This is a genomic window from Pantoea graminicola (assembly GCF_048452665.1).
Lineage (GTDB): Bacteria > Pseudomonadota > Gammaproteobacteria > Enterobacterales > Enterobacteriaceae > Pantoea.
The window spans coordinates 246986-270670 of the sequence record NZ_JBLWSJ010000002.1; the positions used below are offsets into that span (position 1 = coordinate 246986).

16 protein-coding genes are annotated in these 23685 nt (G+C 56.0%); 4 read left to right on the forward strand and 12 right to left on the reverse strand.

Going from position 1 to position 23685, the window contains the following annotated elements; translation table 11 throughout:
• Nucleotides 1–42 precede the first annotated feature (42 nt).
• The 9 genes from ACNY69_RS05280 to wbaP all read right to left on the reverse strand — a co-directional run bounded on the left by ACNY69_RS05280 (nucleotide 43) and on the right by wbaP (nucleotide 12202).
• Entirely contained in the window at nucleotides 43–2259 is a 2217-nt protein-coding gene (locus tag ACNY69_RS05280) for a phage tailspike protein (protein ID WP_418797527.1), read from the reverse strand.
• Nucleotides 2260–2341: 82 nt separating this feature from the next.
• The gene (locus tag ACNY69_RS05285; protein ID WP_367395628.1) at nucleotides 2342–3376 is read right to left on the reverse strand and encodes a glycosyltransferase family 4 protein; all 1035 of its coding nucleotides are present in this window, start codon (nucleotides 3374–3376) and stop codon (nucleotides 2342–2344) included.
• 46 nt (nucleotides 3377–3422) lie between these two features.
• Nucleotides 3423–4175: a glycosyltransferase family 2 protein gene (locus tag ACNY69_RS05290; RefSeq protein WP_293771777.1), complete on the reverse strand. Its 753-nt coding sequence runs from the start codon at nucleotides 4173–4175 to the stop codon at nucleotides 3423–3425.
• A gap of 70 nt (nucleotides 4176–4245) precedes the next feature.
• The gene (locus tag ACNY69_RS05295) at nucleotides 4246–5163 is read right to left on the reverse strand and encodes a glycosyltransferase family 2 protein (RefSeq protein ID WP_367395630.1); all 918 of its coding nucleotides are present in this window, start codon (nucleotides 5161–5163) and stop codon (nucleotides 4246–4248) included.
• 128 nt (nucleotides 5164–5291) lie between these two features.
• Entirely contained in the window at nucleotides 5292–6428 is a 1137-nt protein-coding gene (locus tag ACNY69_RS05300) for an EpsG family protein (RefSeq protein ID WP_111139196.1), read from the reverse strand.
• A 276-nt stretch (nucleotides 6429–6704) separates the two neighbouring features.
• Nucleotides 6705–8888 (reverse strand): tyrosine-protein kinase Wzc, encoded by a 2184-nt coding sequence (gene wzc / locus ACNY69_RS05305; RefSeq protein ID WP_111139208.1) that lies wholly within the window; start codon nucleotides 8886–8888, stop codon nucleotides 6705–6707.
• 12 nt (nucleotides 8889–8900) lie between these two features.
• On the reverse strand, nucleotides 8901–9335 hold the full coding sequence (locus ACNY69_RS05310; protein WP_111139195.1) for an arsenate reductase/protein-tyrosine-phosphatase family protein: 435 nt from the start codon (nucleotides 9333–9335) through the stop codon (nucleotides 8901–8903).
• Between the two features lie 9 nt (nucleotides 9336–9344).
• Nucleotides 9345–10484, reverse strand: a complete 1140-nt coding sequence (locus tag ACNY69_RS05315) for a polysaccharide export protein (protein ID WP_111139194.1) — start codon at nucleotides 10482–10484, stop codon at nucleotides 9345–9347.
• A 284-nt stretch (nucleotides 10485–10768) separates the two neighbouring features.
• Nucleotides 10769–12202, reverse strand: coding sequence for an undecaprenyl-phosphate galactose phosphotransferase WbaP (gene wbaP, locus ACNY69_RS05320; protein ID WP_111139193.1), 1434 nt, complete (start codon nucleotides 12200–12202; stop codon nucleotides 10769–10771).
• A gap of 797 nt (nucleotides 12203–12999) precedes the next feature.
• Between wbaP and ACNY69_RS05325 the strand changes: the two genes are divergently transcribed.
• Entirely contained in the window at nucleotides 13000–14562 is a 1563-nt protein-coding gene (locus ACNY69_RS05325) for a TerC family protein (protein ID WP_111139192.1), read from the forward strand.
• Between the two features lie 34 nt (nucleotides 14563–14596).
• Here the strand turns inward: ACNY69_RS05325 and asmA are convergent, their stop codons facing one another.
• From asmA to udk, 3 genes are all read right to left on the reverse strand, one after another.
• Nucleotides 14597–16417 carry an outer membrane assembly protein AsmA gene (gene asmA / locus ACNY69_RS05330; protein ID WP_418797529.1) on the reverse strand — a complete coding sequence of 607 codons (1821 nt, stop codon included), beginning with the start codon at nucleotides 16415–16417 and terminating at the stop codon, nucleotides 14597–14599.
• Nucleotides 16418–16429: 12 nt separating this feature from the next.
• Nucleotides 16430–17011 (reverse strand): dCTP deaminase, encoded by a 582-nt coding sequence (gene dcd, locus ACNY69_RS05335; RefSeq protein WP_111139190.1) that lies wholly within the window; start codon nucleotides 17009–17011, stop codon nucleotides 16430–16432.
• 83 nt (nucleotides 17012–17094) lie between these two features.
• Complete coding sequence (udk, locus tag ACNY69_RS05340; protein WP_004571279.1) at nucleotides 17095–17736, reverse strand: uridine kinase; 642 nt, start codon at nucleotides 17734–17736, stop codon at nucleotides 17095–17097.
• A gap of 284 nt (nucleotides 17737–18020) precedes the next feature.
• On the opposite strand from udk, the gene ACNY69_RS05345 reads away from it, so the two are divergent.
• The 3 genes from ACNY69_RS05345 (at nucleotide 18021) to yegD (ending at nucleotide 23559) form a co-directional block, all read left to right on the forward strand.
• Nucleotides 18021–18635 carry a phosphatase PAP2 family protein gene (locus ACNY69_RS05345; RefSeq protein ID WP_111139189.1) on the forward strand — a complete coding sequence of 205 codons (615 nt, stop codon included), beginning with the start codon at nucleotides 18021–18023 and terminating at the stop codon, nucleotides 18633–18635.
• A gap of 163 nt (nucleotides 18636–18798) precedes the next feature.
• A complete protein-coding gene (locus tag ACNY69_RS05350) occupies nucleotides 18799–22131 on the forward strand; it encodes a diguanylate cyclase (protein WP_418797531.1) in 3333 nt (1110 codons plus the stop codon).
• A gap of 75 nt (nucleotides 22132–22206) precedes the next feature.
• On the forward strand, nucleotides 22207–23559 hold the full coding sequence (yegD, locus tag ACNY69_RS05355; RefSeq protein ID WP_111139187.1) for a molecular chaperone: 1353 nt from the start codon (nucleotides 22207–22209) through the stop codon (nucleotides 23557–23559).
• Nucleotides 23560–23685 lie beyond the last annotated feature (126 nt).

Here is a 23685-nt window from a genome sequence, read left to right on the forward strand (position 1 = left end):
CTGACCCGGCCGCCTCCGTTGTGGCGGCCGTCCTGCAAAGTGTTAAGACTTAATGGCGAAATAAGGCAGTGCGACCTGCCTGCCGTTGATCACCACCGAAACAAAGCCTTCCGGTTTGCTGGTGTCGACCTGATCGGCGGAGAGCGGCCGGGATGCCATCAGCAGATCGCCCTGCTCGTTCGCGCCCACGCCCGCTTTGCCGTTGTGCAGACTGAAGCGCTGCGGCGCGCGTTTGGTGGCGTCGCCCGCAGGTGGATTGGATTTTTCCATGCGGGCGTTAATCCGCGCGCAGCGGCCGGTGACAAAGCGATCTTTACCGTTGGTTTTCACCAGCACGCCGGCCGATGGCGTCCAGCCAGCCAGTTTGACGAAGATTCGGACATCGGTGTCATGCTCGGCCACATAACGAACATCAATAACCGGCGAGCTGCCCTCTGCTGACCAGCTCGCTTCTGAGCGATCTTTCTTGCGCTGCACATGGATGACCGCGCGGCCGCCGGTAGTCTTGTCCCCGATCAGGTTCATCAGTGGCTTGTCGCCGCTGCCGTTGCTGAACTGCGACTGACCAAAGATTTCGATCTCCCACGAATCCCCTACCGTCGGGGAATAGAGCGAGCCGAGATCGAACCAGGTTTCCTGATTGGTGTTGTTCTCCAGCCGCCAGCGCGACGTGAGGTAGTTATATTTCAGGCTGCCATCCAGCGCGACGCCCCAGGACTCCACGCGGGTTGAGCCCATCTCCCAGATGCTGAGCAGACGCTCGCCCTGCATGGAGTTGTCGATCCAGCTGCCGGACTGCAGGCTGGTCTGCCGCATGTTCAGACGGGTGTTATGGGCGATCAGCGGATTCTTACAATCCTCCAGGCTCAGCGCATCGACGATCCACTGACCGTTGGAGAGATCGCCCGGATTATCGCAATGCTCAATCCAGCCGTTGTGAATAATCGACTGGCCGCAGCGTGGCAGGTTCAGGACTTTACCGCCGCGACAGTGCTGCGCGTTGAAGTTCGACAGCTCGATCGCCGTGCTGTGGTCCCATTTGCCCTGCTTCTGACCTGACCAGCCCGACTTGATCACATCGCCGCTGCAGCGTGAGGCGTACCACTGGTCGATCTTACAGTCGAGGGTGTCCTGCAGGCTGATGGCGGTGCCGCCGACGGCGTTAAAGCGCAGGCAGGCCCCGCGGAAATATTGTCCGCCAGGGCAGGTGTTGTGGAAAAAGCCCTGCTGGTTTGGACTTTTATCGCTGTTGCCGTTGAAAATCAGGTTCGACAGCTCAACACGACGGGCATTCATCTGGAAGACGAAATCGGACTTACCATCGGAGACGATCGTGGTCGCCGGGAAGTAACCGAAGTTCACCATCGCACCAGAGATGCGGAAGAAGTTGAGATACTTGTCGCCCAGGTTACAGGCGGAGACCATGAAGGTACCCGCCGGGAACTGGACGCAGATCTGCTGGTTGGCCTGCTGCGACCACTGGAACATCGCCATAATGGCGGGCGCACAGTCGGTTTTACCGTCAGCAATCGCACCAAAATCGAACAGCGTCAGGCGGTTGAAATCGTCAACCACACGACGCCAGTAAAAGCCTTCACCGGAAAAGTTTACGCCGCCATCGTTCTGCGCGGTCTGGAAGCTGCCGACGAACTCACCGCCGCCAACCTCCCGCCCTTCGTGCCAGCTTTTCAGCTTCACCTTGGCGCCTTCAAACAGCGGACGGGTCTTGCGCAGCTCCGCCACAGAGGGGATCTCGCCAATCAGCTGATAGCCCGCAGGCTGTGCCAGACGCTGACTGAAATCTGCCGCGCCCGGACGGCTCACGTCGGTAATGTTAAACAGCGTCTGACCGTTGCTGTCCTCGACCGCCATGGAGTGCGAGGGGTCGGCAATCAGCGCAGCGTTGTCCTGGATAAACTGGGCAAAGTTGCCTTTATTCAGCGCGATAGGCTGGGCGATCTGCGACACTTTGCCGCTGGCATCACGCAGGTAAACCGGGATCTGATTACCCGGCTTGCTGGCATCCGTCCCGGCTTTACCGATCCAGAGTTTCCCTTCGAAGCCCTGCCAGAACTGGGGGGGCATAGCGTAGACGTTTTCCGGCGTCAGAATAGGTACGTCGCCTTTTGGCACATCCGTGGCGTCAACCGGCTTCAGGGCAATACCGTTACTTTTAGCCGCATAGCTGGAAAAGGTGCTCACGGAGAGAGCCCCCACCAGGGCGGAGGCGGCGGTCTGTAAAACTTCTCTTCTTTTCATGCATCAATTCCCGTAGTCAATAAGGCCAGTGGCCATGGCGGTGTCCCTGAGGCACGTCGCAAGTGAGCTTTTCCAGCTCCGGTTAAACCAGTGACAGCCAGCTTTGCCTGATCTGATTACCGTCGAATTTCAGCGCGGTTTGTTTGGTTTTTTCGCTCATGGCATAGAACAGCGCATCATCGCTGGCGAGCTGCTCCATTCGGGCCAGGAAGGTCGCTTTGTCATTCATCGGCACCAGGAAGCCATCTTCACCGTGGTTGATGATCTCCTGCGGGCCGGTCGGGCAGTCATACGCCACAACCGGCAGTGACCAGGATTTGGCCTCCAGCAGCACCAGCGGCAGGCCTTCATAGCGCGAGGTCATCAGCGCCATGTCGCTGTCGCGGTAGTAGTCATTGATGTTGCTGACCTTGCCGACAAACTTCACGCTGTCGGTGATGCCCAGCACGGCCGCCTGGTCGTGCAGCTGCTGACGCAGTTCGCCGTCACCGGCGATGACCAGCGTCCAGTCCGGATGGTTGCGGGCGAAGTCGCGCCAGATATCCAGCAGCAGATCAAAGCCCTTCTGATTATCCAGACGGCCTACCGCCAGCGCCTGGCGATGACGGGTCTGACGCGGATAGTTTTTGTAAACCACCGGATTGGGGATGGGCATGCTCGGAATGCGCCAGCGGCTGAACACCTGATGATCTTTTTCGGTCAGCACGATCACGCGGTCGTAGTAGCGCAGCAGCAGAAACTTAAGAAACCTGATCGGTTTGCTGAAGGAGTTAATGGCGATGTGTTCACAGGCGTAGGCTTTGCCCCGCTTCTTTTTCATCGCAAGCAGGTTCCAGAAGGCGAACATCACGCTCAGGCGACCCATGCTGATCAGGAAGACGGTATCAAACCCCTCTCTGTTAATCCGGGTGACCGCGCTCTTAATCGGGTTGCTCTGCCCTTCAAAGCTGACAATCTCTCTGACATGTTCAAACGGATAGAAGGTTTTTCCGCTGCCTTCCAGCGAGTAGATGGTGACGTCGTGCGTTTCGCCAAGACACTCTGACATAAAGTTACAGATGTTTTCGGTGCCCGCATACGAATAAGCATCTTTGATCACCAGGACAATTTTTTTCATGAAACGCTATCCACCTCAAATTTTAAAGACAATCCTGCCGACGGGCTTAACGATGCTTAAGGGTAAACAGCACACCATTCACCATATACCAGGCGTAATAGTAATAGATTTTTAAAGGATTGTTTTTATAGATAATTCTTAATAATTCAAGGTGCCACTGGGCGGCTTTGTTCTTATTACGGGAAAGGGAATCACCTAATTCGTAATAGTTGACCAGAATCGTCTGAATTACGCGCGCCTGCTTATAGCGGGTGAATAATTCATACAAAAACAGGAAATCTTCATGGCCTTTGCGCTGGAAGAACAGCCCCTGCGGCGGACGGCGGAAACAGACCGAGGAGAAACAGACGCGATACTGTTTCTTCACAAAGTTTTCCTGCTGCAGATAGGGTTTGCCGTAGGTAATGTCGTGCTCGGCCTTGCGGGTTTTGTAGTGATACTCGGTGATCACGAAATCGTCGCCGGCAGCGATGGCGGCCACCTGCTGCGTCAGTTTGTCCGCATGCCACTCATCGTCGCTGTCCAGAAAGGCGATAATCTCTTCCGTGGCGGCACGCAGCCCGACATTGCGGGTCTCGGCGGCGCCCATGTTGACCGCGTTATCGAGAATAGTAATACGCGGGTCCTGACAATGTTCACGCACAAACTCCAGCGAGTCATCGGTCGATTTATCATTCACCAGATAGAGGTGCCAGTCGGTATAGCTCTGATTGATCACCGACTGCACAGCGCGTAACACCGTCTGACGGGCATTATACATCGGCATGACAATGCCAACGGTTCCAACAGAAGTATTCATCTTCAACCCTGAATGTAATGAAATAGAGAGGGGCTCCTGGCTTCAGGAGCGAGTCGAGGCGCGCTGCGCGTCAGGAGATCGCTTTCTCACCGCCAAAACGCGCTTTGACCTTGTCGCGGACACGGTTCATGAAATAAGCACGGTTGTCTTTATTGGTGAGGAAGAAGTAGCGAGCAAAGCTCAGGCTGGCCATCAGCGATTTGCCATCCATCTTGTAGCGCAGCGGCAGCTTAAAGGCTTTGTAGGTGTGAATATCACGCGGGGTAAGATGCGGTTTCATAGCATCGAGCCAGAACATCGAATACTTTACCGATTCGCCTTTGTGTTTCGAGCCAAATTTGGTGATCAGATGGTAGTTCGCCAGCGGCGCGGCGATCATCACAAATTCATAGCCCATGCGGTCGGCACGAATGCAGAAGTCATAATCCTGATGGCGGATATAACGGGTATCGAACTGAATCTTCGCCGCGTCTTCCCGCTTCAATACAATGGTGCTGGTCTGGATAAAGCCGTAGCAGCCAAACAGATATTCGGCGACGGTCTCATTTTTGCCCGGTGGCTGCATCGGCATCACCTTCAGGAAGGACCCATCCTGATAGATATTCACCTGGCTGAAAATAATGAAGTTCTGTTTGCCCTGGGCCTCCAGCCGGGCAATTTTTTCACTGACCTGCTGCAGTTTGTCGGCGGCCCACTCATCGTCGGCGTCAAGGAAGCTGACATAATCTCCGGTGGCCAGCTCAATGCCTTTGTTGCGCGCGCCCGCGCCGTTGAGTTTGACCTCAGAGAGCACCAGATTGATGTCGAGATCCTGATAGCGTTCGCTGCGAACCACCTCCGCCAGCGCCGCCGCATCCGCCGATTTGTCATCCACGATGATGACGTCGAAATTGCGATACGTCTGTGCTTTAACGCAATCCAGCGTCGTGACAATCGATTCTGACGCGTTATAAGCCGGAATTACGATGGAGAAACGAATGTCCTTCATTGCCAGCACCTCATTAAAATAGTTCAAAAATAGACCGTTCATCCGACAAGGGTCGATGAAAAACCGGTGTTCTGACCGATGGCCGGCCCGGCGTGACGCTTTTCACACCAGGCCGGTCATCGGGTTAATTAATGGATCAACCAAAACTCCCGCGCCACTTCATAACCGGTTACCGCCTGTTTGGTCGAAATGGTGTTGTAGTAGAGGTAATAGAGCAGGAAGAAGACCAGCATGCCAAACAGCACGGGCTTCCAGGATCGTCTGGCCTGGTAGATCAGCGAGGTCAGGATGATCGGCTCCACCTGCTGCAGGTAGTTGGAGAGACGCGAACCTGACGGGAAGTTGTAGAGGAAGATCCTGATCGCGCCGCCGATAGCAAAACTCAGAATCAGCAGGTAGTTAAGGCGATACTGCGCATAGTTTTCCCGCTTCAGCTCATCGGTCAGCATGAAATAGAAGAAGACAAAGACCAGCATGATGTTTTTCAGGTTCGACACGGCCAGGATGCTGCCACCCATGGCGTAGGAGGGGTCATTGTTATAGCCCGACGCCCTCTCCCCCAGCGAACCCAGATGCCCGGCGATCAGGGCAATAAAGCTCGATCCCCCCACCACGGACAGCGGCAGACTGGCAACGATGATAATGACCGGCCACCAGCGCCAGTCACGAATAAACAGGAATGGAATCAGCGTGACGACCATGACACCGGTGTTGTGGCTGGTGAACGAGAGAATAAAGAAGACGAACGCCCACCAGTAGTGCCTGAGATAGATCGACCACAATACGCCGAGGAACAGCGCAGAACTCAGGCCAAAGCGAATCTGGTTAATATCTTTGTTGATAAAGATGTGCGCCGAATAGAGCACCAGTGCCAGCACCGGATAGGGCGACATCTTTCTGAAAAAGTAAGTATTAATGGAAACCGCGATGGCGCAGAAGACAAACAGGAAGATGCTGGCATTATGCGAAATCAGGCTGGTCAGCCAGGCAGTCACAAAAATCAGCGGTTCGTAGCGGAAAAACGCCACGGTTTTGAAAAAGCCATTGATCTCGATACGACGGACAAAGTCTTCGAAGAAACTGCGGTACTGGAAGTCATCCATGCCGGTGCCGAGACCGCGGATCCCCCCGAAAATAATTAAAACAACGGCGGCAAAACAGAGCAGCCAGGTCAGAACATGATTTGTGCGTTCGTCTTTTTTAAGCGCGATTTCAAACAGTGAAAGCAGCAGTAAAAAACCTGATACATACCAATATGGAGCCATGGTGTGATTCCTTAATTCCACAAGTGCTCATGCCAGCAATAATCCCGCTTCGCCTTCCCGGCTGGCTTTTCAGCAAGCCTGTCAGCACGGTGACAATCGGTGTGCAGGCGATGCCATGCTGGTAATGAATTCTGTTGAGTGACGTTCGCCATGCGATGTATAGATTCATCGCTTATCTGGGTTGGACAGAATAACCTGTGTAAATTGTTGCGTGTCGTCATTCAGAGAGACGATAAAAAGGGGCGGTCAGACCGCCCCCTGTTTATTGCTCAGTAATCAGCTTTTCTCTGTCTTACCGTAGTCGTAGGCGTAGTAGTCGTAACCGTAGCCATACGCATTGGCGGCTTTACGCACCACGGCGTTGAGGATCACACCTTTAATCTCAATACCGTTCTGGGCGAAGCGTTTGAAGCTGACATCCACTTCTTTGGTGGTGTTGGCTTCGAAGCGCGCCACCATCAGCGAGGTACCCGCCAGCTTACCGATGATGGAGGCGTCGGTGACGGCCAGAATCGGTGGCGTATCGATTAATACCAGATCGTAGTTTTTGCTCGCCCAGTCCAGCAGCTCGCCCATGCGACGGTGCATCAGCAGCTCAGACGGGTTAGGTGGCACCTGACCGCGTGGCAGGAAATCAAATCCGTAAACACCCTGCTGAATCAGCGCCGGGCTGAACTCAGTTTTGCCAGAGAGGACGTTTGACAGACCCGCTTTGTTCTCTGCGCCCAGCAGTTCGTGGGTGTAACCACGACGCATGTCGCCATCGATGAACAGGACGCGCTGACCGGCTTTCGCAATCAGGGTCGCCAGGTTGGCACAGATAAAGGTTTTACCAATACCCGGGCTGGCACCGGTGATCATCAGGATGTTGTTTTTGGCTTCCATCATCGCGAAGTGCAGGCTGGTACGCAGGCTACGAATCGCTTCGATGGAGAGGTCAGTCGGGTTACCCAGCGCCAGCAGTGTTTCATGCGGGTCGGTCTTCACCTTCGACTTGCTGGCACGGCGCGCCAGAGCCTCGGTATCTTTCTTACGCTGCCAGTCAGAGAGCGGCACGCTGGCATAGACGTTCATGCCCAGCTCTTCCAGCTGATCCGGGTTTTCGATGCCGTGATGCAGCAGGGCTTTCAGCAGCACCAGGCCCACTGACACGAACAGACCTGCAATCAGGCTTGCCGCGATGATCAGCAGTTTCTTCGGTGCAACCGGCGCATTAGCGGTCTGCGCGCTGTCGATGATGCGGACATCACCCACGGTGCTCGCCTTGCTGATGCCCAGCTCCTGCTGACGGTTCAGCAGCTGCATGTAGATCTCCTGACCGGACTGAACGTCACGGGTCAGACGCAGAATTTCCTGCTGAGTCTGTGGCATGGCCGAAATTTTCTTGTTCAGCTGCGCCTGCTCACCTTCCAGCGTTTTGCGTTTTTCCAGCAGCGCGCGGTAAGTCGGGTGATCTTTGGTAAACAGCTGAGAAACTTCGGCTTCACGGAAGGTCAGTTCGTTCAGCTGGCTCTGGACGCTGACAGAAGAGTCCAGTGCAGACTTCGCTTCCAGTGACAGGTCAACCGATTCGTTCTGACGACGGAAGGTGTTCAGCTTATCTTCCGCTTCATCCAGCTTGCTGCGCACGGCAGGCAGCTGAGTGCGTAAGAACTGCAGACTCTTCTCTGCCTGCTCTGATTTACGCTCAACGTTCTGCAGCAGATAGTTGTTCACGATCTGGTTCAGCACTTTGCTGATCTGATCCGGATCTTCACCCAGATACTCCAGACCCAGAACGCCGGTATCTTTACCTTTGTCTGCCACGGTCAGGTTAGAGAGCACAGAGCGGATAGCCTGCAGATCGTTCAGCTTGGTTACAGTGAAGCTGGTGCCTTCGTCAGCTTTGATGTCGCTGACCAGCATGCTGACGTCGCCGTGCGACTCCAGCTGACCTACTTTACCTTTGAACAGCTCATCACCATCTTTAGAAACGGTGTAGCTGTCCGGGCCGGTCACTTCCAGTTCAACGTTACGTTTGTCGATAGTGCGTGGGATTTCCAGGCGCGAAATCGCAATCGTGGCGGGCTTGTTACCCATCAGGCGGGAGAGACCCTTACCGATCACCGGGAAGTAGTTCTGCTCAACCACGGTATCCAGACCCAGATCGTCAACGGTTTTACCGATGACCATACGGGATTCCAGAATCTCGATCTCAGTATCTGACGCAGGCGTCGGGGGCAGAATGCTGTCAATTTCGTTCAGAACGGTACTGGCATTCTTCTGCTCAACCTGAACCAGCGCATCGGCGCTATAAATCGGTGTTGCAAAGAGTGTGTAGAGTGTTCCCGCCAGCATGAAAAAAGCGGTAACGGCAACAATGATCCAGCGATGATCAATTAGCTGTCCCACAAGATGCGCCAGATCCCATCCATTCGAATCCTCTCCCGGCGCGGTACTGACCTTATTTTTTATATTCATGGATAATCCCAACTATCGGCTTAATACGTTGACCCATTTCTGGGTAGCGTTTTCCAGTAACCCGTAAATCTCTTCAAAGGCCTCACGGCTCTTTCTGTACGGATCCGCAATTTCTTTTTGATTCAGCCAGTGTCCAAGCAGCATGGTTTTACCCCGTGCTGCCGGGTCGATGCGGTTCACCTGATCGATGTGCCGCTTCTCCATCACCAGAATCAGATCAACGTTGCGGCACATCTCTGCCGTCAACTGTTGCGCCTGATGTCCTTCCAGCGACAGACCCTGCGCCGCAGCGACCTCAGACGCCATTCTGTCGGCCGGGTGGCCAACCAGCGCCCCCAGGCCGGCCGAGCGGACATCTAAATCAGGCAACGCGCGTTTAAACATCCGCTCTCCGGTAGGAGAGCGACAGATGTTGCCGACGCAAACGACGAGCACGGACGTAATCATGGACGGACCTTATCTTCCCCAGGTACGGATACGCGATGCGGCCTGTGTCGCATCGTTGATACCGGCGATGGTTGGTATCAGTTGCGAAATCACACGGTTCCAGCGCGTCAGCGGCGTTGAGGTGACATAGACGATGTCATAAGGCTGAAGCTGGAAATCGGTTCCCATCACCATGGATGCCGCATCTTTGGTGTTCAACTGATAGATGTTGGCAATCTTGTTGCGATCGGTGCCGTGCAGTGGACGAATAACGAAGACACCGGTGGCGTCAGAGGTGGTCTGATCCATCCCCGCCGCATTGCCCAGGGCTTCCGCCAGCGTCATGCCACTGCGGTCCATTTTCAGGGTGGTCTGCTGTTTCACTTCACCCATCACGAAGATCTTCAGGTCATCGTTACGCGGAACGTAAAGGATATCGCCCGGATAGAGGAGGTGGTTCTGGCTCAGGTCGCCATTCTGCATCAGGGCCTGCAGCGAGATGCGCTGTTCGCGGCCGTTATGCGTCAGCACGACGTTACGCCAGTCCGCATCGGCGGCCAGGCCGCCTGCGGCGTTGATTGCATCCAGCACCGTCAACGGCACGTTGGTGATCGGCTGCTGACCTGAGGTCGTGACCGAACCGGTGACGTAGGTTTTCTGCGATTTAAAGGAGGCGATGCTGACATCGACCTGTGGGCTCTCAATGTACTGTGCCAGGCGACGCGCGATTTCGTTACGCACTTCACCCACGGTACGGCCCGCTACACGCACACGGCCAATGTAGGGATAGAAGATGGTGCCATCAGAGTGCACCCAGTTACCGGTGTCGCTGGCGCTACGGTACTGACCCGCTGGGGTCGTCAGTTCCGGGTGATCCCAGACGGTCACCGTCAGGACGTCGCCCACACCGATACGGTATTCGTAGTTCTGAATTTCGTTCTGCAGAGAAGGATTGGTCTGGGCCACCAGTGGCTTCGGACGCATCTTCTCAACCAGCGAAGGGGTTAACGGGAAGACGTTGACATATTTATCGATGTCAAAGTTACTATCCTGCTGCTCAACAACATTTTTTCCCGATGTAGAAAGATGCTGACCGGGTTCGATCGTACACCCGCTGAGGATTGTGGCGGATACCAGCAAGGGTATCAATTTCATTTTGATTGTAATCATTTAGATCTTCGCTATCAGTTATTTATTGATAGAGGCGAAACCGCCGCTGTGTAAGCGTCCAACAAAAAGTAAATCCTGGCTGACTTAAGCTCTGAACCTGTCGTTCATTATCCTTGCTCCACTTGTTATACGTCATAACCATCTGTCAGGGTCTACCCGAAACGCTACGCATCATATCGGACTCATGATGCGCGACGATATCCCTGATGATGGCCACGAACAACGACACGCCTGACAACGGCCCAACCCCTCTGAGCGTGCGTTAACACGCTCCCGACTCACGATTAATAAGCACCGTCGCGTTTCAATACCACGCCCACTGTTTTGAACAGAATGGCGATGTCATTCCACAGCGACCAGTTTTTTACATACCACGAGTCGAAATAGACGCGGGTTTCATAGTCAACGTCATTACGACCGCTGACCTGCCACAATCCCGTCATGCCCGGCTTAGCCATCAGGTAATAATCAACATCGCCTGCATAACGACAGAGTTCATCTTCAATGACCGGACGCGGGCCGACCAGACTCATATCACCGCGCACCACGTTCCAGAGCTGAGGTAACTCATCGAGACTGGTTTTACGGATGAAATGGCCCACTTTAGTAATACGGGGATCATTTTTGAGTTTGAAATCTTTATCCCACTCCGCACGAGCAACCGGGTCAGTGCGCAGCACCTCTTCCAGCACCTCTTTGGAATTAATCACCATCGAGCGGAATTTCAGACATTTAAATTTGCGGCCATTCATACCAACACGTTCGTGACCATAAATCGGCGGTCCGCCATCACGGCCCACCAGGAAGCCCAGTACCAGCAGCGCCGGCATCAGCATCAGGATAATTGACAGTGCGCCCACGATATCGAACGTCCGCTTCAGGAAGCGCGAAGTTCGTTTTGCCAGGTTGTTCTGAACCCGCAGGATCATCACTTCGTGGCTGAAGATATAGGCCATGTCGGTGCCGTAGAGCGGCACGCCGCGCAGGGTCGGGATCACGGAAACAGAACGGCAGTTGTGCATCGCCAGCGACTTAAGCCACATGTCGCGATACTGGCTCTGCTCATACTCAACGGCCACAATAAACTGGGTTTCGCTGCTGGTCAGGCTCCAGAGCTCCTGCTCATCACGCAGCACCGGCACGCCGTTCATGATCTCCTGCGGACAGGTTCCGTCGACATCGTAGAAGGCGATAACGTCGAAACCCATCACTTCTTCGCTCTGCAGCGCCTGCCAGGCTTCGTGCGCGTTTTTGCTGCTGCCGATAATGATGGTCTGCTTTTTCCACAGGCCATTTTTATTCAGCAGACGTTTGGCCAGCGCGCGGCAGGTCGGAATTAAAATCAGTGCCAGTACCCAGGTCAGCAACCAGACGAAGCGCGACATCTGCCACTGGGACAGCGCGGTAATCGACAGGTCTATGACGGAAAATATCAGAATGGTACGAAAAACTTCTTTTAATTCGAACCAGAAAGGTTTGCGGTAAGTATAGTGACGAAGCCTTACCCAGAACCAGCCAATACAAATTACTGACAGACAAATGTGTGTAGCAATTTTTAAATGCAGTTCTTTTTCAGAAATATCTGCCAGAGGCGAATCTGACTGAACATTAATTAGCATCATCGCTATAAATAACGCTGCGTTGAAACAAATTAAATCTGAACAGGCCAGCATTAATTTGGTAATAAGACTTTTAAACGTAAATTCTGTATCGCGCATATTTAACTCTTTATTTTATTTCCTTTAACCCGCAACGGCTATCGCCTGTTTAATCGTTGAGCGATGTAACCTCTCAAGACTGAGCCGTTTCTGAGGGGAGCTCCTGCGGCGTTTACGCCAATGATCTTAACCATAAAACCAATAATATTGTGATGAATACCAACAGATTACTCTGACTTTAATCATCGCCAGCGCTGCTCATTTTATCAACGAAAAACGCGATTCAGGCACGCTACCGCCCTTGGCTGTCGCTGCCAATATCGCTGTCATCATTCATATTGCTCCCCAAAATGCGTCAGCGTTTCGGTAACGCATCATGCAGATGTTGAATGATGAATTACCTATTCGTGACATCACGGGTAAAGTCGAATCGCTACGCAAATTACGACTCTGGGGCAGAGTTTGCTAACTTGTTGCTATACTAGTTATTACTGGCTTGTTTACAAGCAGGTCCCGCCATCCCTGGACTATTTTAGGAAAAAGACTACCAGCAATTAGTATTGATGCCGGACAGAGAGTGCAATCCTTTCCGCACAATTCGGATTAATGCCATACCCGCGATAAGATAAATCGCATAAGCCCGGCAGGTGAATATCATCTTTCCGGTACAATCCGGCCCAGAATTATCTCTGTTCCCCTTTGCGGAATTAATCAAACCGTCACGCATTTATGGTCACATTTTGCACAATCGCGTGGTCCGGCCCGGCCACCTCTCCCCTGCCCTGCCATTTGTGCCCGGCCTGTCACTCCACTATCATCAGAGAAAACGCAATTTAAGACATTCAGGTGAATAAGAGATGCTGGAGGTAATTACCGATCCCTCGCTATGGGCGGGATTAGTAACGCTAATCGTTCTGGAACTGGTTTTAGGCATCGACAATCTGATTTTCATTGCCATCCTGGTTGAAAAGCTGCCGGGGCCGCTTCGCGACCGCGCGCGCGTCATCGGACTGCTGCTGGCGTTAGCGTGCCGGATCCTGCTGCTCGCTTCGCTTTCCTGGCTGGTTACGCTCAAGGAGCCCTGGATTACGCTGGCGAATCACCCCTTTAGTGCGCGCGATCTTCTGCTACTGTCAGGCGGGATTTTCCTGCTGTTTAAAGCCACGACGGAGTTAAATGCGCGGCTTGAGGGTCATGATGAGGCGTCCGGTCAACAAAAAGGCGGCGCTAAATTCTGGCCGGTGGTGGCGCAAATTGTGGTGCTGGATGCCATCTTCTCGCTGGATGCGGTGATCACGGCCGTGGGTATGGTCAACGATCTACCGGTCATGATGCTGGCGGTGACTATCGCGATTCTGCTGATGCTGCTCGCCAGTAAACCTTTAACCCGCTTTGTGAATAACCACCCCACCATTGTGATCCTCTGTCTGAGCTTCCTGCTGATGATAGGCTTCAGCCTGGTGGCGGAAGGGTTTGGTTTTGTGATCCCCAAAGGGTATCTCTACGCCGCGATTGGTTTCTCAGTGATCATTGAGGCGCTGAACCAGCTGGCGCACTTCAATCGCCGTCGGGTGCTGTCAGCAGGTCGTCCGCTCCGGCAGCGGACGGCGGAAGCGGTGTTGCGTATGCTGCGTGGCGCGGCAGAACCGGCAGAGCTGGATGCGAAAACCTCGTCACTGATTGCGGACAGCGATGCCAGCGTGCTGTTTAACCGCCAGGAACGGGTGATGATTGCCCGGGTGCTGGGTATGGGTCAGCGCCACGTCAACAGCATCATGACCTCACGTCACGATGTGGAGCATATCGACCTGAGTGACGATCCGGCTGAGATTATGGCCCGGCTGGATCGCAACCAGCACACGCGCATCCTGATCACCAATAACTCCAGCGAACCCCTGGGCGTGGTCCACGTTATCGATCTGCTGCATCAGTCACTGCATCATCATTCGCTCGACCTGCGCGCCCTTATCCGGCAGCCGCTGGTCTTTCCTGAACGGCTGACGCTGCTGCAGGCGCTGGAACAGTTCCGCCAGGCGCATACGCACTTTGCGTTTGTGGTCGATGAGTTTGGTTCGGTAGAAGGCGTCGTGACCCTGAGCGATGTGATGGAGACCATCGCCGGAAATCTGCCGAATGAGGCGGGTGAAATTGATGCCCGTTACGATATTCAGATTCAGGGCGAAGGTCACTGGATTGCCAACGGCCATATGCCGCTGGAGGATCTGGCGCTCTATGTGAAGTTGCCGCTGGATGAGCAGCGCGACTACCACACGCTGGCCGGGTTACTGATGGACAGGCTGCAGCACGTTCCGCAGGAAGGCGAAGTGCTGCAGCTGGAGGGCTATCAGCTGCGTACCCTGCAGGTCGAGAATCATCGGGTACAGAAGGTCGAGATCCTGCAGCAGCCCGATAGGGAGTAGGACGTCCAGGGCGCTGTGTCTTTCCCAGGCGCCCTTATTTCTTCAGATTCGGTTTTTTGCTCTCTTCTTTCTGTCGATCGATCCACTGGTTCAGCCGTGTCCTGGCCTCACTCTGCAGGCGTTCGCGCAGCACGTCATCCACGGGCAGCGAATATTGCAGGTTGTTCCAGTCGCCGTAGATGCGCAGCGGGACCGGCTGATCGGCAAGAGCTTTCACCAGCGTCTCAGCACCCCGCCAGCCGCTGAGCTTCAGCCCCAGCGTCACATCCAGCTGCTGCTGCGCCATATCCACTTTGCCGGCACCCTGCAGGTCGAGATTATGGCCGTTGCCGTTGATATCGCTGAAGCTGAGCACGCCTTTATTGAGGGCCACCTGGCCGCTGATCGACTCAATGCCCTCATCGGCCGCATCTTCCGCCTCTTCACGGCTGACCTTATCGCTGACCCGCGCCACGGCGCGCTGCACCATCTGCTGCAGATTGAGCTGCGCCAGCTTAAGGTTGCTGGCGCTCAGGGTCGCCCTGCCCTGCCAGCGACGTTTAGCTGCCTCGACACTCAGCGTGTCGCCCGCCAGATCGCCGTCAAGACTCAGATTGCCCTGCAGGCTTTCCGGCAGGTTAAAGGCTTTCAGCAGGGGCTGAATCGCAATCAGCCGGAGCTGCGGCTTCAGCGTCACCTGCGTCTCTGGCTGACGGATATCAATGCGGCCGGGAACCGAGAAGCTGCCATTGCCCAGCTTACCGCTAAGAGTATTAAGCGTCATCAGCCCCTGCTGATTGCTGGCGTCGAGCGTCAGGCCGGTCAGCGCGAGGCCGCGCCAGACGACACTCTCTGCCTGGAGCTTCAGCGCCAGATCCATGTCGTTCAGCGGAGAGTCAGCATTAATGCGTTCGCGTGGCGCCGCAATCACCGGTGAACGGGCCACTGTGGCGTGCTGCGCGCCTGCCGTTTCAGACGCGGGCGCGCTGGTCAGTAAATTATCGAGGTTGAGCGAACTGGCTTTCAGATCCAGCGCCAGCTGCTGCGGAGGCATCAGGTGACCGCTGCCCTGCCCGGTGAGCGAGCTGTCGTTAGCGGTTAGCTGCAGATTGCTGAACGCGAAGCGCTGGCGGTCGCCATTCCACTCCCCCTGCAGACTCAGCGAGCCTTTAATGCCCTGCACCGGGATATCCGCACCGGAGAGGGTGTAATCCAGCTGCTGCAACTGGCCGCTGAGACGATGAGGATATTGTGAGGCGTCGAGCTGCCCCTTCAGCGACAGGGTGACGTTGCGCTGGTTGCGCATCAGGCTGGTGCTCAGCGCCAGGGTCGCCAGATTGCTGGCATCCTGATCCATGCTGATGTTGAGGTCACGGAAATTGTACTCATCGCCGCCCGGCTGCTGCCAGATGAGCAGACTGTCGGCAACGCGCAGTTTTGCGATGTCAAAAGACCAGCCGCTGGCGGGTGACGCAGGCTCCGCATCACGCGGTCCCTGCGGCGCGTTTTTGGCGGGCTGTGGACTGCTGTCGGGGGTGACACGCACTATCGCATTTTTCAGCATCACCTGACTGACGCTGAGCTGGTGGGAGAGCAGCGGCCACAGATTGACATCCAGCCGCATATTTTCAGCCGACACCAGCGGCTGACTGGCCCCTGGTGCGGTCAGGCTCATCCGGCCGGCGAGGATACTGAGCTGAGGCCAGACGTGCCAGCGCAGATCGCTGCTGACCTCCAGCCGATAACCACTGCGTTGTTCAACCTGTTGTACCATATAGGCACGAAAGTCGTTGGGATTGACCAGCAGCACCAGCGCGCTCATTCCCGATACGACCACCACTAACAGGATGGCCAGCGTGGTTATCACTCTTTTCATTACATCCTCAGATTAATCTTTGTCGATACGGCTGGCATCAGCACCCTGCTGACCGCGATATTTCGCATCTTCACGGCGGTTATAGGGGCGCGCAGCCGGGCCGGAAAGGGGTTCAAAACTCAGTGCGCCGATTAACATGCCAGGACGCAGTGCCAGCGGCAGTTTACCTGAATTGTAGAACTCCAGCACGATACGGCCCTGCCAGCCCGGATCGATGCGGTGAGCCGTGACGTGCACCATCAGGCCCAGACGCGCCAGCGACGAGCGCCCATCCAGCCAGCCGACCAGATCATCGGGCAGCGTCACCGACTCCAGCGTGACCGCCAGCGCCAGTTCGCCCGGGTGCAGGAAGAAGGCTTCGCCTTCTGCCAGCACGATCTCATCGCTCATGACCCGATCCAGGGCGGCACTGACTTCCTGCTTCGGCCCGCTCAGATCGATAAAGGCCGCGGTATGCCCGCTGAAGGTACGGAACTGATTACCCAGCCGCACATCGACCGTAGCACCATTGATGCGTTCGACCGGCGGGCGCGGCTCAATGGCCAGTTTGCCACTATCGAGCCAGGCTTCAATATCGCGATCGCATAATCTCATTGCGGAAACTCCATGACATAAGTGTAGCGAACCGACTTCAGTCTGCCTGCCGTCGGTCTGCGCCACGTCCCACCGGACGTGGATTATTCAAAAAACTGGTTGATTTTTGCCTTGAGGATATCGATGGCGATACGGTTTTTTCCGCCGCGCGGCACGATAATATCGGCGTACTGTTTAGAGGGCTCGATGAACTGCAGGAACATCGGACGAACCGTCTTCTGGTACTGACTCATTACTGAATCCATCGAGCGCCCGCGCTCATTGACATCGCGCTTCATACGGCGCATCAGACAGATGTCGAGCGGCGTATCCACGAAGATTGAGAAGTTGAGTTCCTGACGCAGACGGGCGTCGGTCAGCAGCAGAATGCCCTCCAGGATAATCACCTTTTTGGCTTTCAGATGCTGGGTCTGTTGCGTACGGGTGTGTTCAACGTAACTGTAGACCGGCAGTTCGATATCCTGACCGGCTTTCACCGCCTGCAGGTGCTGCAGCAGTAAATCATGATCCATCGCGCTCGGATGGTCATAATTGGTTTTAACCCTCTCTTCCATGGTGAGGTGACTTTGATCTTTGTAATAAGCATCTTCCGGGATGACCCCGATGTGCTCGTCACCTACCTGATCACGGATTTCACGATAGAGCGTGCTGGCAATTAAACTTTTACCGGATGCGGAAGCGCCGGCAATGCCTACAATCACGCACTGATGAGACTTGTCAGTCATACTTTTTTAAGACCTGATAACTGGAGCCTGCCACTGGACACACATTACGCGGGCAGCGGACGGGCCGAAATGGAGAGGGTGTGTTCGCGCTAAGTATAGGGATTTCGGTCTTTTGATGCCAGAGAAATGGCGTCGGCGACTTTTCAGACTTTCCCCTTTGGACGCCACTCATTTCACCGATAAACTGTTGTCACAGCCAATTATAACTAAAATGGCCCCTTCAGCGTGCCGGACAGCCCGCGCGCGACGCTCTCATAACGACCCGAGAAGGCAGCAGGAGTAGTATGCACTGGAAGACTTTGACCTATTTTGGCGACAGCATGCTGTTGATTCCGACAGCCGTGATTATTGCGCTGATTTTACCCTGGAAGAGTGACAACCGTCTTACCGTCCTCTACTGGATTGTCGCTTTCGGCCTGGCCGGGCTCACGGTCAGCATTTCGAAGATTCTGTTCCTGGGATTCGGCATCGGCAGCGCCCGTTTTAATTTCACCGGTTTCAGCGGTCACAGTGCGATGTCCGCTACGCTGTGGCCGGTGATGCTGTGGCTGATCTCGGGTCGCTGGTCGCTGCCGGGTCGCGTGGTGGCGATCGGGGTAGGCTACCTTATCCCGCTGATGGTGGGATTCTCCCGTCTGGTGATCCATGCGCACTCCAGAAGCGAGGTCGCGACCGGTCTGCTGCTGGGTTTCACGCTGAGCACCGCGTTTCTGATCTCGCAGCGGCGCACCACGCTCAAAGGCTTTAGCTGGACCCAGGTCGGCGCTGCACTGGTCATACCCTTTATTCTGATGAGTCACGGGCGCGTCGCTACCACGCAGCAGTTTCTGGAGCGGTTCTCTGCCAGCCTTGCGGGGATGGAAAAACCTTACACCCGTGCCGATCTTTTTCGTCAGTAATCAATAGGCTGGCTCGTCATCCCCCCCTGCCCGCCAATTCGCCGAATAACGGGCAATTTTGATTTCACCCCTTTTTTCTTTGCCGAATGTGCTAGCATGCAGTCAGAGAATGACTGGTGCCTGATTCGCCGTTGCGGAGCCCTGCACCCTGCCGGAAGCCCGCATGACTGAGATTTTATCCCCGCAAAACAACACGCCCAACCGCTGGCTTCAGGCGCTGGTTCTGGGCGGGATACTCTTTTTCCTGACGCTGTTCTGTCTTGAACTGATTGTGGTCAGCGGGAAGATTTCCCCGCTCTGGTTCCCCACGACGCTGATGACCGTCGTGGTTTTCCGCTGTCCGACGCGCCAGCTGCCGCTGCTGCTGACAGCCTGCGTCCTGGGCACCGCGAGTGCTAACGCCCTGGTCATCGGCCCCGCCTTTTCTAACCTTAAATTTACGCTGCTCAACCTGATTCAGGCGGGTGTCGGCGGTATGCTGCTGCGCGCTCTGCTGGATCGTCGCACACCGCTGGATTCGCTGAGTGACTGGGCACGACTGGTGCTGTCGGTGGGCATTATGACGCCGGTGCTCGGCGGCCTGCTGGCGCTCTGGACGCTCCAGGTCAGCGGCCAGGCGTCGTTTCCCTTCTTCTATACCTGGGTGATCTCCGAGATCATCGGTATGCTGGTGCTCGGCCCGATGCTGCTGCTGCTGCCCTGGCCGCTGCGTCGCGCGCAGTTCAGCGATCTGCGTCTGGCCGAACTCGCCCTGACGCTGCTGCTTACCCTTGGTTCCAGTTACCTGTCACTGCGCTTTCTGCCCTGGCCCTTTACCTTTATTGTGGTGATTCTGTTCTGGTGCGCCGTTCGCCTGCCTAAACTGCAGGCGTTTATCCTGTTCTTCCTCAACGCCAGTTTTATCTCCATGCTGCTGGCTTTAGATCTGGTCAACGTGGTCAGCAACAACAGCGCGCTGGGTCCGGTCTCCAGCTGGCTGCCGTTTCTGCTGGTGCTGATACCCAGCCATATCATGTCGCTGGTGATGGATGCCTCCCGGCGCGAGAAACTGCATATTTCCGACAGTGAAACCCGCTTCCGTCATGCCATGGAGTACTCGGCAATCGGTATGGCGCTGGTCTCCCCGCAGGGCAACTGGCTGCAGGTCAACCGCTCACTCTGTCAGATCCTCGGCTACCCGGCGGATGAGCTGAAGCGACTGACCTTTCAGCAGATCACGCATCCCGACGATCTCTCTAAGGATATGCAGCATGTAGGCCGACTGCTGGAAGGCGACATCGACACCTATACCCTTGAGAAACGCTACTTCCGCAAAGATGGCGAAATCGTCTGGGCACGCCTCACGGTCTCGCTGGTGCGTGACAGCAGCCATGCCCCCCTCTACTTCATTGCGCAGATCATCGATATCTCTGAGCTGAAGCAGAGCGAACAGGTGAACCGGCGGCTGATGGAGCGTATCACGCTGGCCAACGAAGCGGGCGGCATCGGCGTCTGGGAGTGGAACCTGCTGACCGGCGAGATGCTGTGGGATAAGCGTATGTACGCCCTGTTTGGTCTGGAACCACATGAGTCGCCGAGCTACGACCTCTGGATCCATCTGCTGCATCCCGCCGATCGCGAATACGCGGCGCTGACGGTGCAGCAGGCCATTGAGCTGCGCAGCGCCTTTCATATGGAGTATCGCGTCGTTGACAGGCAGGGACAGCGCTGGGTGCGAACCCAGGCTAACCGGCTGCTGAGTAAAGAGGGACGCATTGAGCGGATGCTGGGTATCTGTCAGGACATTACGCCGCTGCGCAACCTGAATGAGGCGCTGTTTCAGGAGAAAGAGCGCATGGCGATTACCCTTGATTCGATCGGCGAAGCGGTGATCAGCACCGATAAAGAGATGTGCGTGGCCTTTATGAATCCGGTAGCGGAGAAGATGAGTGGCTGGACGCAGGAGCAGGCCACAGGTCAGCCGCTGAGTAAGGTGCTGCACATTACTCAGGGCCGCAACGGCCCCGAGGTCGAAAATCTGCTGTTGTGCCAGTTGCCGCCAGAAAAGGTCACCCCGGATTTTGCGGAAGATCTGGTGCTGCATGCCCCCGATGGCAGTCATATTGATATTCACTACAGCATCACCCCGCTGCGTTCAGAAGCCGGTCTGGAACAGGGTGCCGTAATGATTATTCAGGATGTCAGTGAGTCACGTAAGCTGATGAAGCGTCTGAGCTACAGTGCGCTGCATGATACGCTGACCAGCCTGCCTAACCGCGCCAGCTTCGAACTGCAGCTTAAGCGTCTGCTGTTCGATGCCGCGGAGCATCACCATCACCATGTGCTGGTGTTTATCGATCTGGACAAGTTTAAGGCCGTTAACGACAGCGCCGGCCATGCCGCCGGGGATGCACTCCTGCGCGAACTCTCTGAACTGATGCAGCACCATCTTCGCAGCAGCGATTTTCTGGCCCGACTGGGCGGCGACGAGTTCGCCCTGCTGATGCCTGACTGTGAGGTCGCGCAGGCGCATGACGTGGTGCAGCGTATCGTTGCCGCAGTCAATGACTACCGCTTCCAGTGGCTGGGTCGCCTGTACCAGGTCGGTGCCAGCGCCGGGGTGACCCAGATCTCCGCCGAAAACTGTCAGAGCAGCGACGTGCTGTCGCAGGCGGATATCGCCTGTTACAACGCCAAACGCAGCGGTCGCGGACGGCTGATGATCTATGAACAGCATCGCCTGCCACTGCCGGGTCATCATCAGGGTCTGGATGCCGGCATGATCGATGCCCTGCAGATCGAACTGGCCGCCTGGGCTGTTGCTCCGCCGAAAACGCCGCAGGCGGCCTTTATCTGGCTGCTGGATGTCCAGCTGTTAAGCGCGGACGGGTTGCTGATGGATGAAATGCTGCTGCGCAGTAACCTTGCCGATGAGGCGCTGCGTCGCCGGCTGGATAACAACATTCTGGAGGCTTTTTTCCGCCACGACGTAGAGGCGCTGAATCACAAGGGCATTGCGGTGGTTCTGCCACTGCATGCGCAGATACTGAGTGATGCCGCCTTTGTGCACCAGCTCTGTCAGCGCTTTGTCGCCGCCGGTCTGGCCGATAGCCACGCAGGTTTTGCTTTTCCGGCGGCGAGCGTCATCGGTAAAGGCGATCAGATCTATGCAGCGCTGCGGCAACTGCGGCAGTGCGGCTGCCGTATCGTCCTGCAGCATTTTGGCCGTAATCTGGATGCCTTCAATCTGCTGAGTGATGACGTGGTCGATTATCTGGTGCTGGCACCTGATCTGGTGGCAAACGTGCATGCCAGTCTGATGGATGAGATGCTGCTGACCATTATTCAGGGGCAGGCCACGCAGCGCCACATTTCCGTGCTGGCCGGTCCGGTTTCCGTGCCAGCCGTGCTGAATACCCTGGCGACGCTGGATGTGGATGGCGTCTGGGGCAGTGCTGTCGCCGAGCGTCAGCCGCTGCGTTCGCTGGCCGAAGCTCGCCTCTTCGCTATCCGTTAATTCCCGCGCTGGCCGCTTGCCACCCCGCTGAAGCTGCGCTAAAGTCGCCCCCTTTTTTCCGGCATGGGGGCGAAAATGTTCATAGGATTCGATTACGGCACGGCTAACTGCTCTATTGCAGTCAGCGAAAAGGGCACGCCACGCCTGTTAACGCTGGAAAACGATCAGCGCCTGCTGCCATCAATGATCTGTGCGCCGACACGCGAGTCGATCAGCGAATGGCTTTATCGTCATCATCAGGTTGCGACGCCGGACAGCGAAACCACGGCACTGCTACAGCGCGCACTGCGGTTCAACCGCGAAGAGGATATCGAGGTTCAGGCGAACAGCGTGCAGTTTGGCCTGACCGCGCTGCAGCACTACATGGCTGACCCGGAAGATGTCTGGTTCGTTAAATCCCCCAAATCGTTTCTCGGTGCCAGCGGCCTGAAGCCTCAGCAGCTTGCCCTGTTTGAAGATCTGGTCTGCGCCATGATGCTGCACATCCGTCAGCAGGGCGAGAGCCAGCTCGGTCAGACCATTCAGCAGGCAGTCATCGGCCGACCGGTCAACTTCCAGGGCGCGGGCAGCGAAGAGTCTAACCAGCAGGCTGAAGGTATTCTGCTGCGCGCCGCACACCGTGCCGGTTTCCGCGACGTCGAGTTTCAGTTCGAGCCGGTCGCGGCCGGACTCGATTTCGAGGCGACGCTGCAGCAGGAGACGCGGGTGCTGGTCGTCGATATCGGCGGCGGCACCACCGACTGCTCAATGTTGCTGATGGGGCCGAAATGGCGCGACAAGGCGGACCGCCGTGAAAGCCTGCTGGGCCACAGCGGTTGCCGCGTTGGCGGAAACGACCTGGACATCATGCTGGCGTTTAAAACCCTGATGCCTCTGCTGGGGCTCGGCGGCAACACCCAGAAAGGCACCGCCCTGCCCGCCCTGCCGTGGTGGAATGCGATTGCCATCAATGATGTGCCGGCACAGAGCGACTTCTACAGTGCGGCCTGTGGAAAATGGCTGCGGGATCTGGTGCGCGATGCCGAACAGGGCGACGTCGTGGCCCGCCTGCTGAAGGTGTGGCAGCAGAAACTGAGCTATCGTCTGGTACGAGCGGCCGAAGAGAGCAAGATCGCGCTGTCAGCCAGCCCGGCCCACACCGCTTCGCTCGACTTCATTGCCGCGGCATTGCAGACGGAGATTGCGGTGAACCAGTTGCAGGAGGCGATCAGTCAGCCGCTGGAGAAAATTCTGGAGCAGGTGCAGCTGGCGCTGGCCACCAGCCAGATTAAACCTGATGTGATCTACCTGACCGGCGGCAGCGCGCGTTCACCGCTGCTGCGTGCAGCCCTGCAGCAGACGCTGCCGGATACGCCGATTGCGGGCGGCGACGACTTCGCCTCAGTCACCGCCGGACTGGCCCGCTGGGCAGAAGTGATGTTCCGCTAATCCTGCCCTGCGACAACAAAAATGGCACCCGAGGGTGCCATTTTTATTTGCCGACAACGGCGATGAGCAGGCGCAGGCTCACAGGGCTCAGCACGTCCAGGCCGTCTGTCCGGTACGCCATCCTTT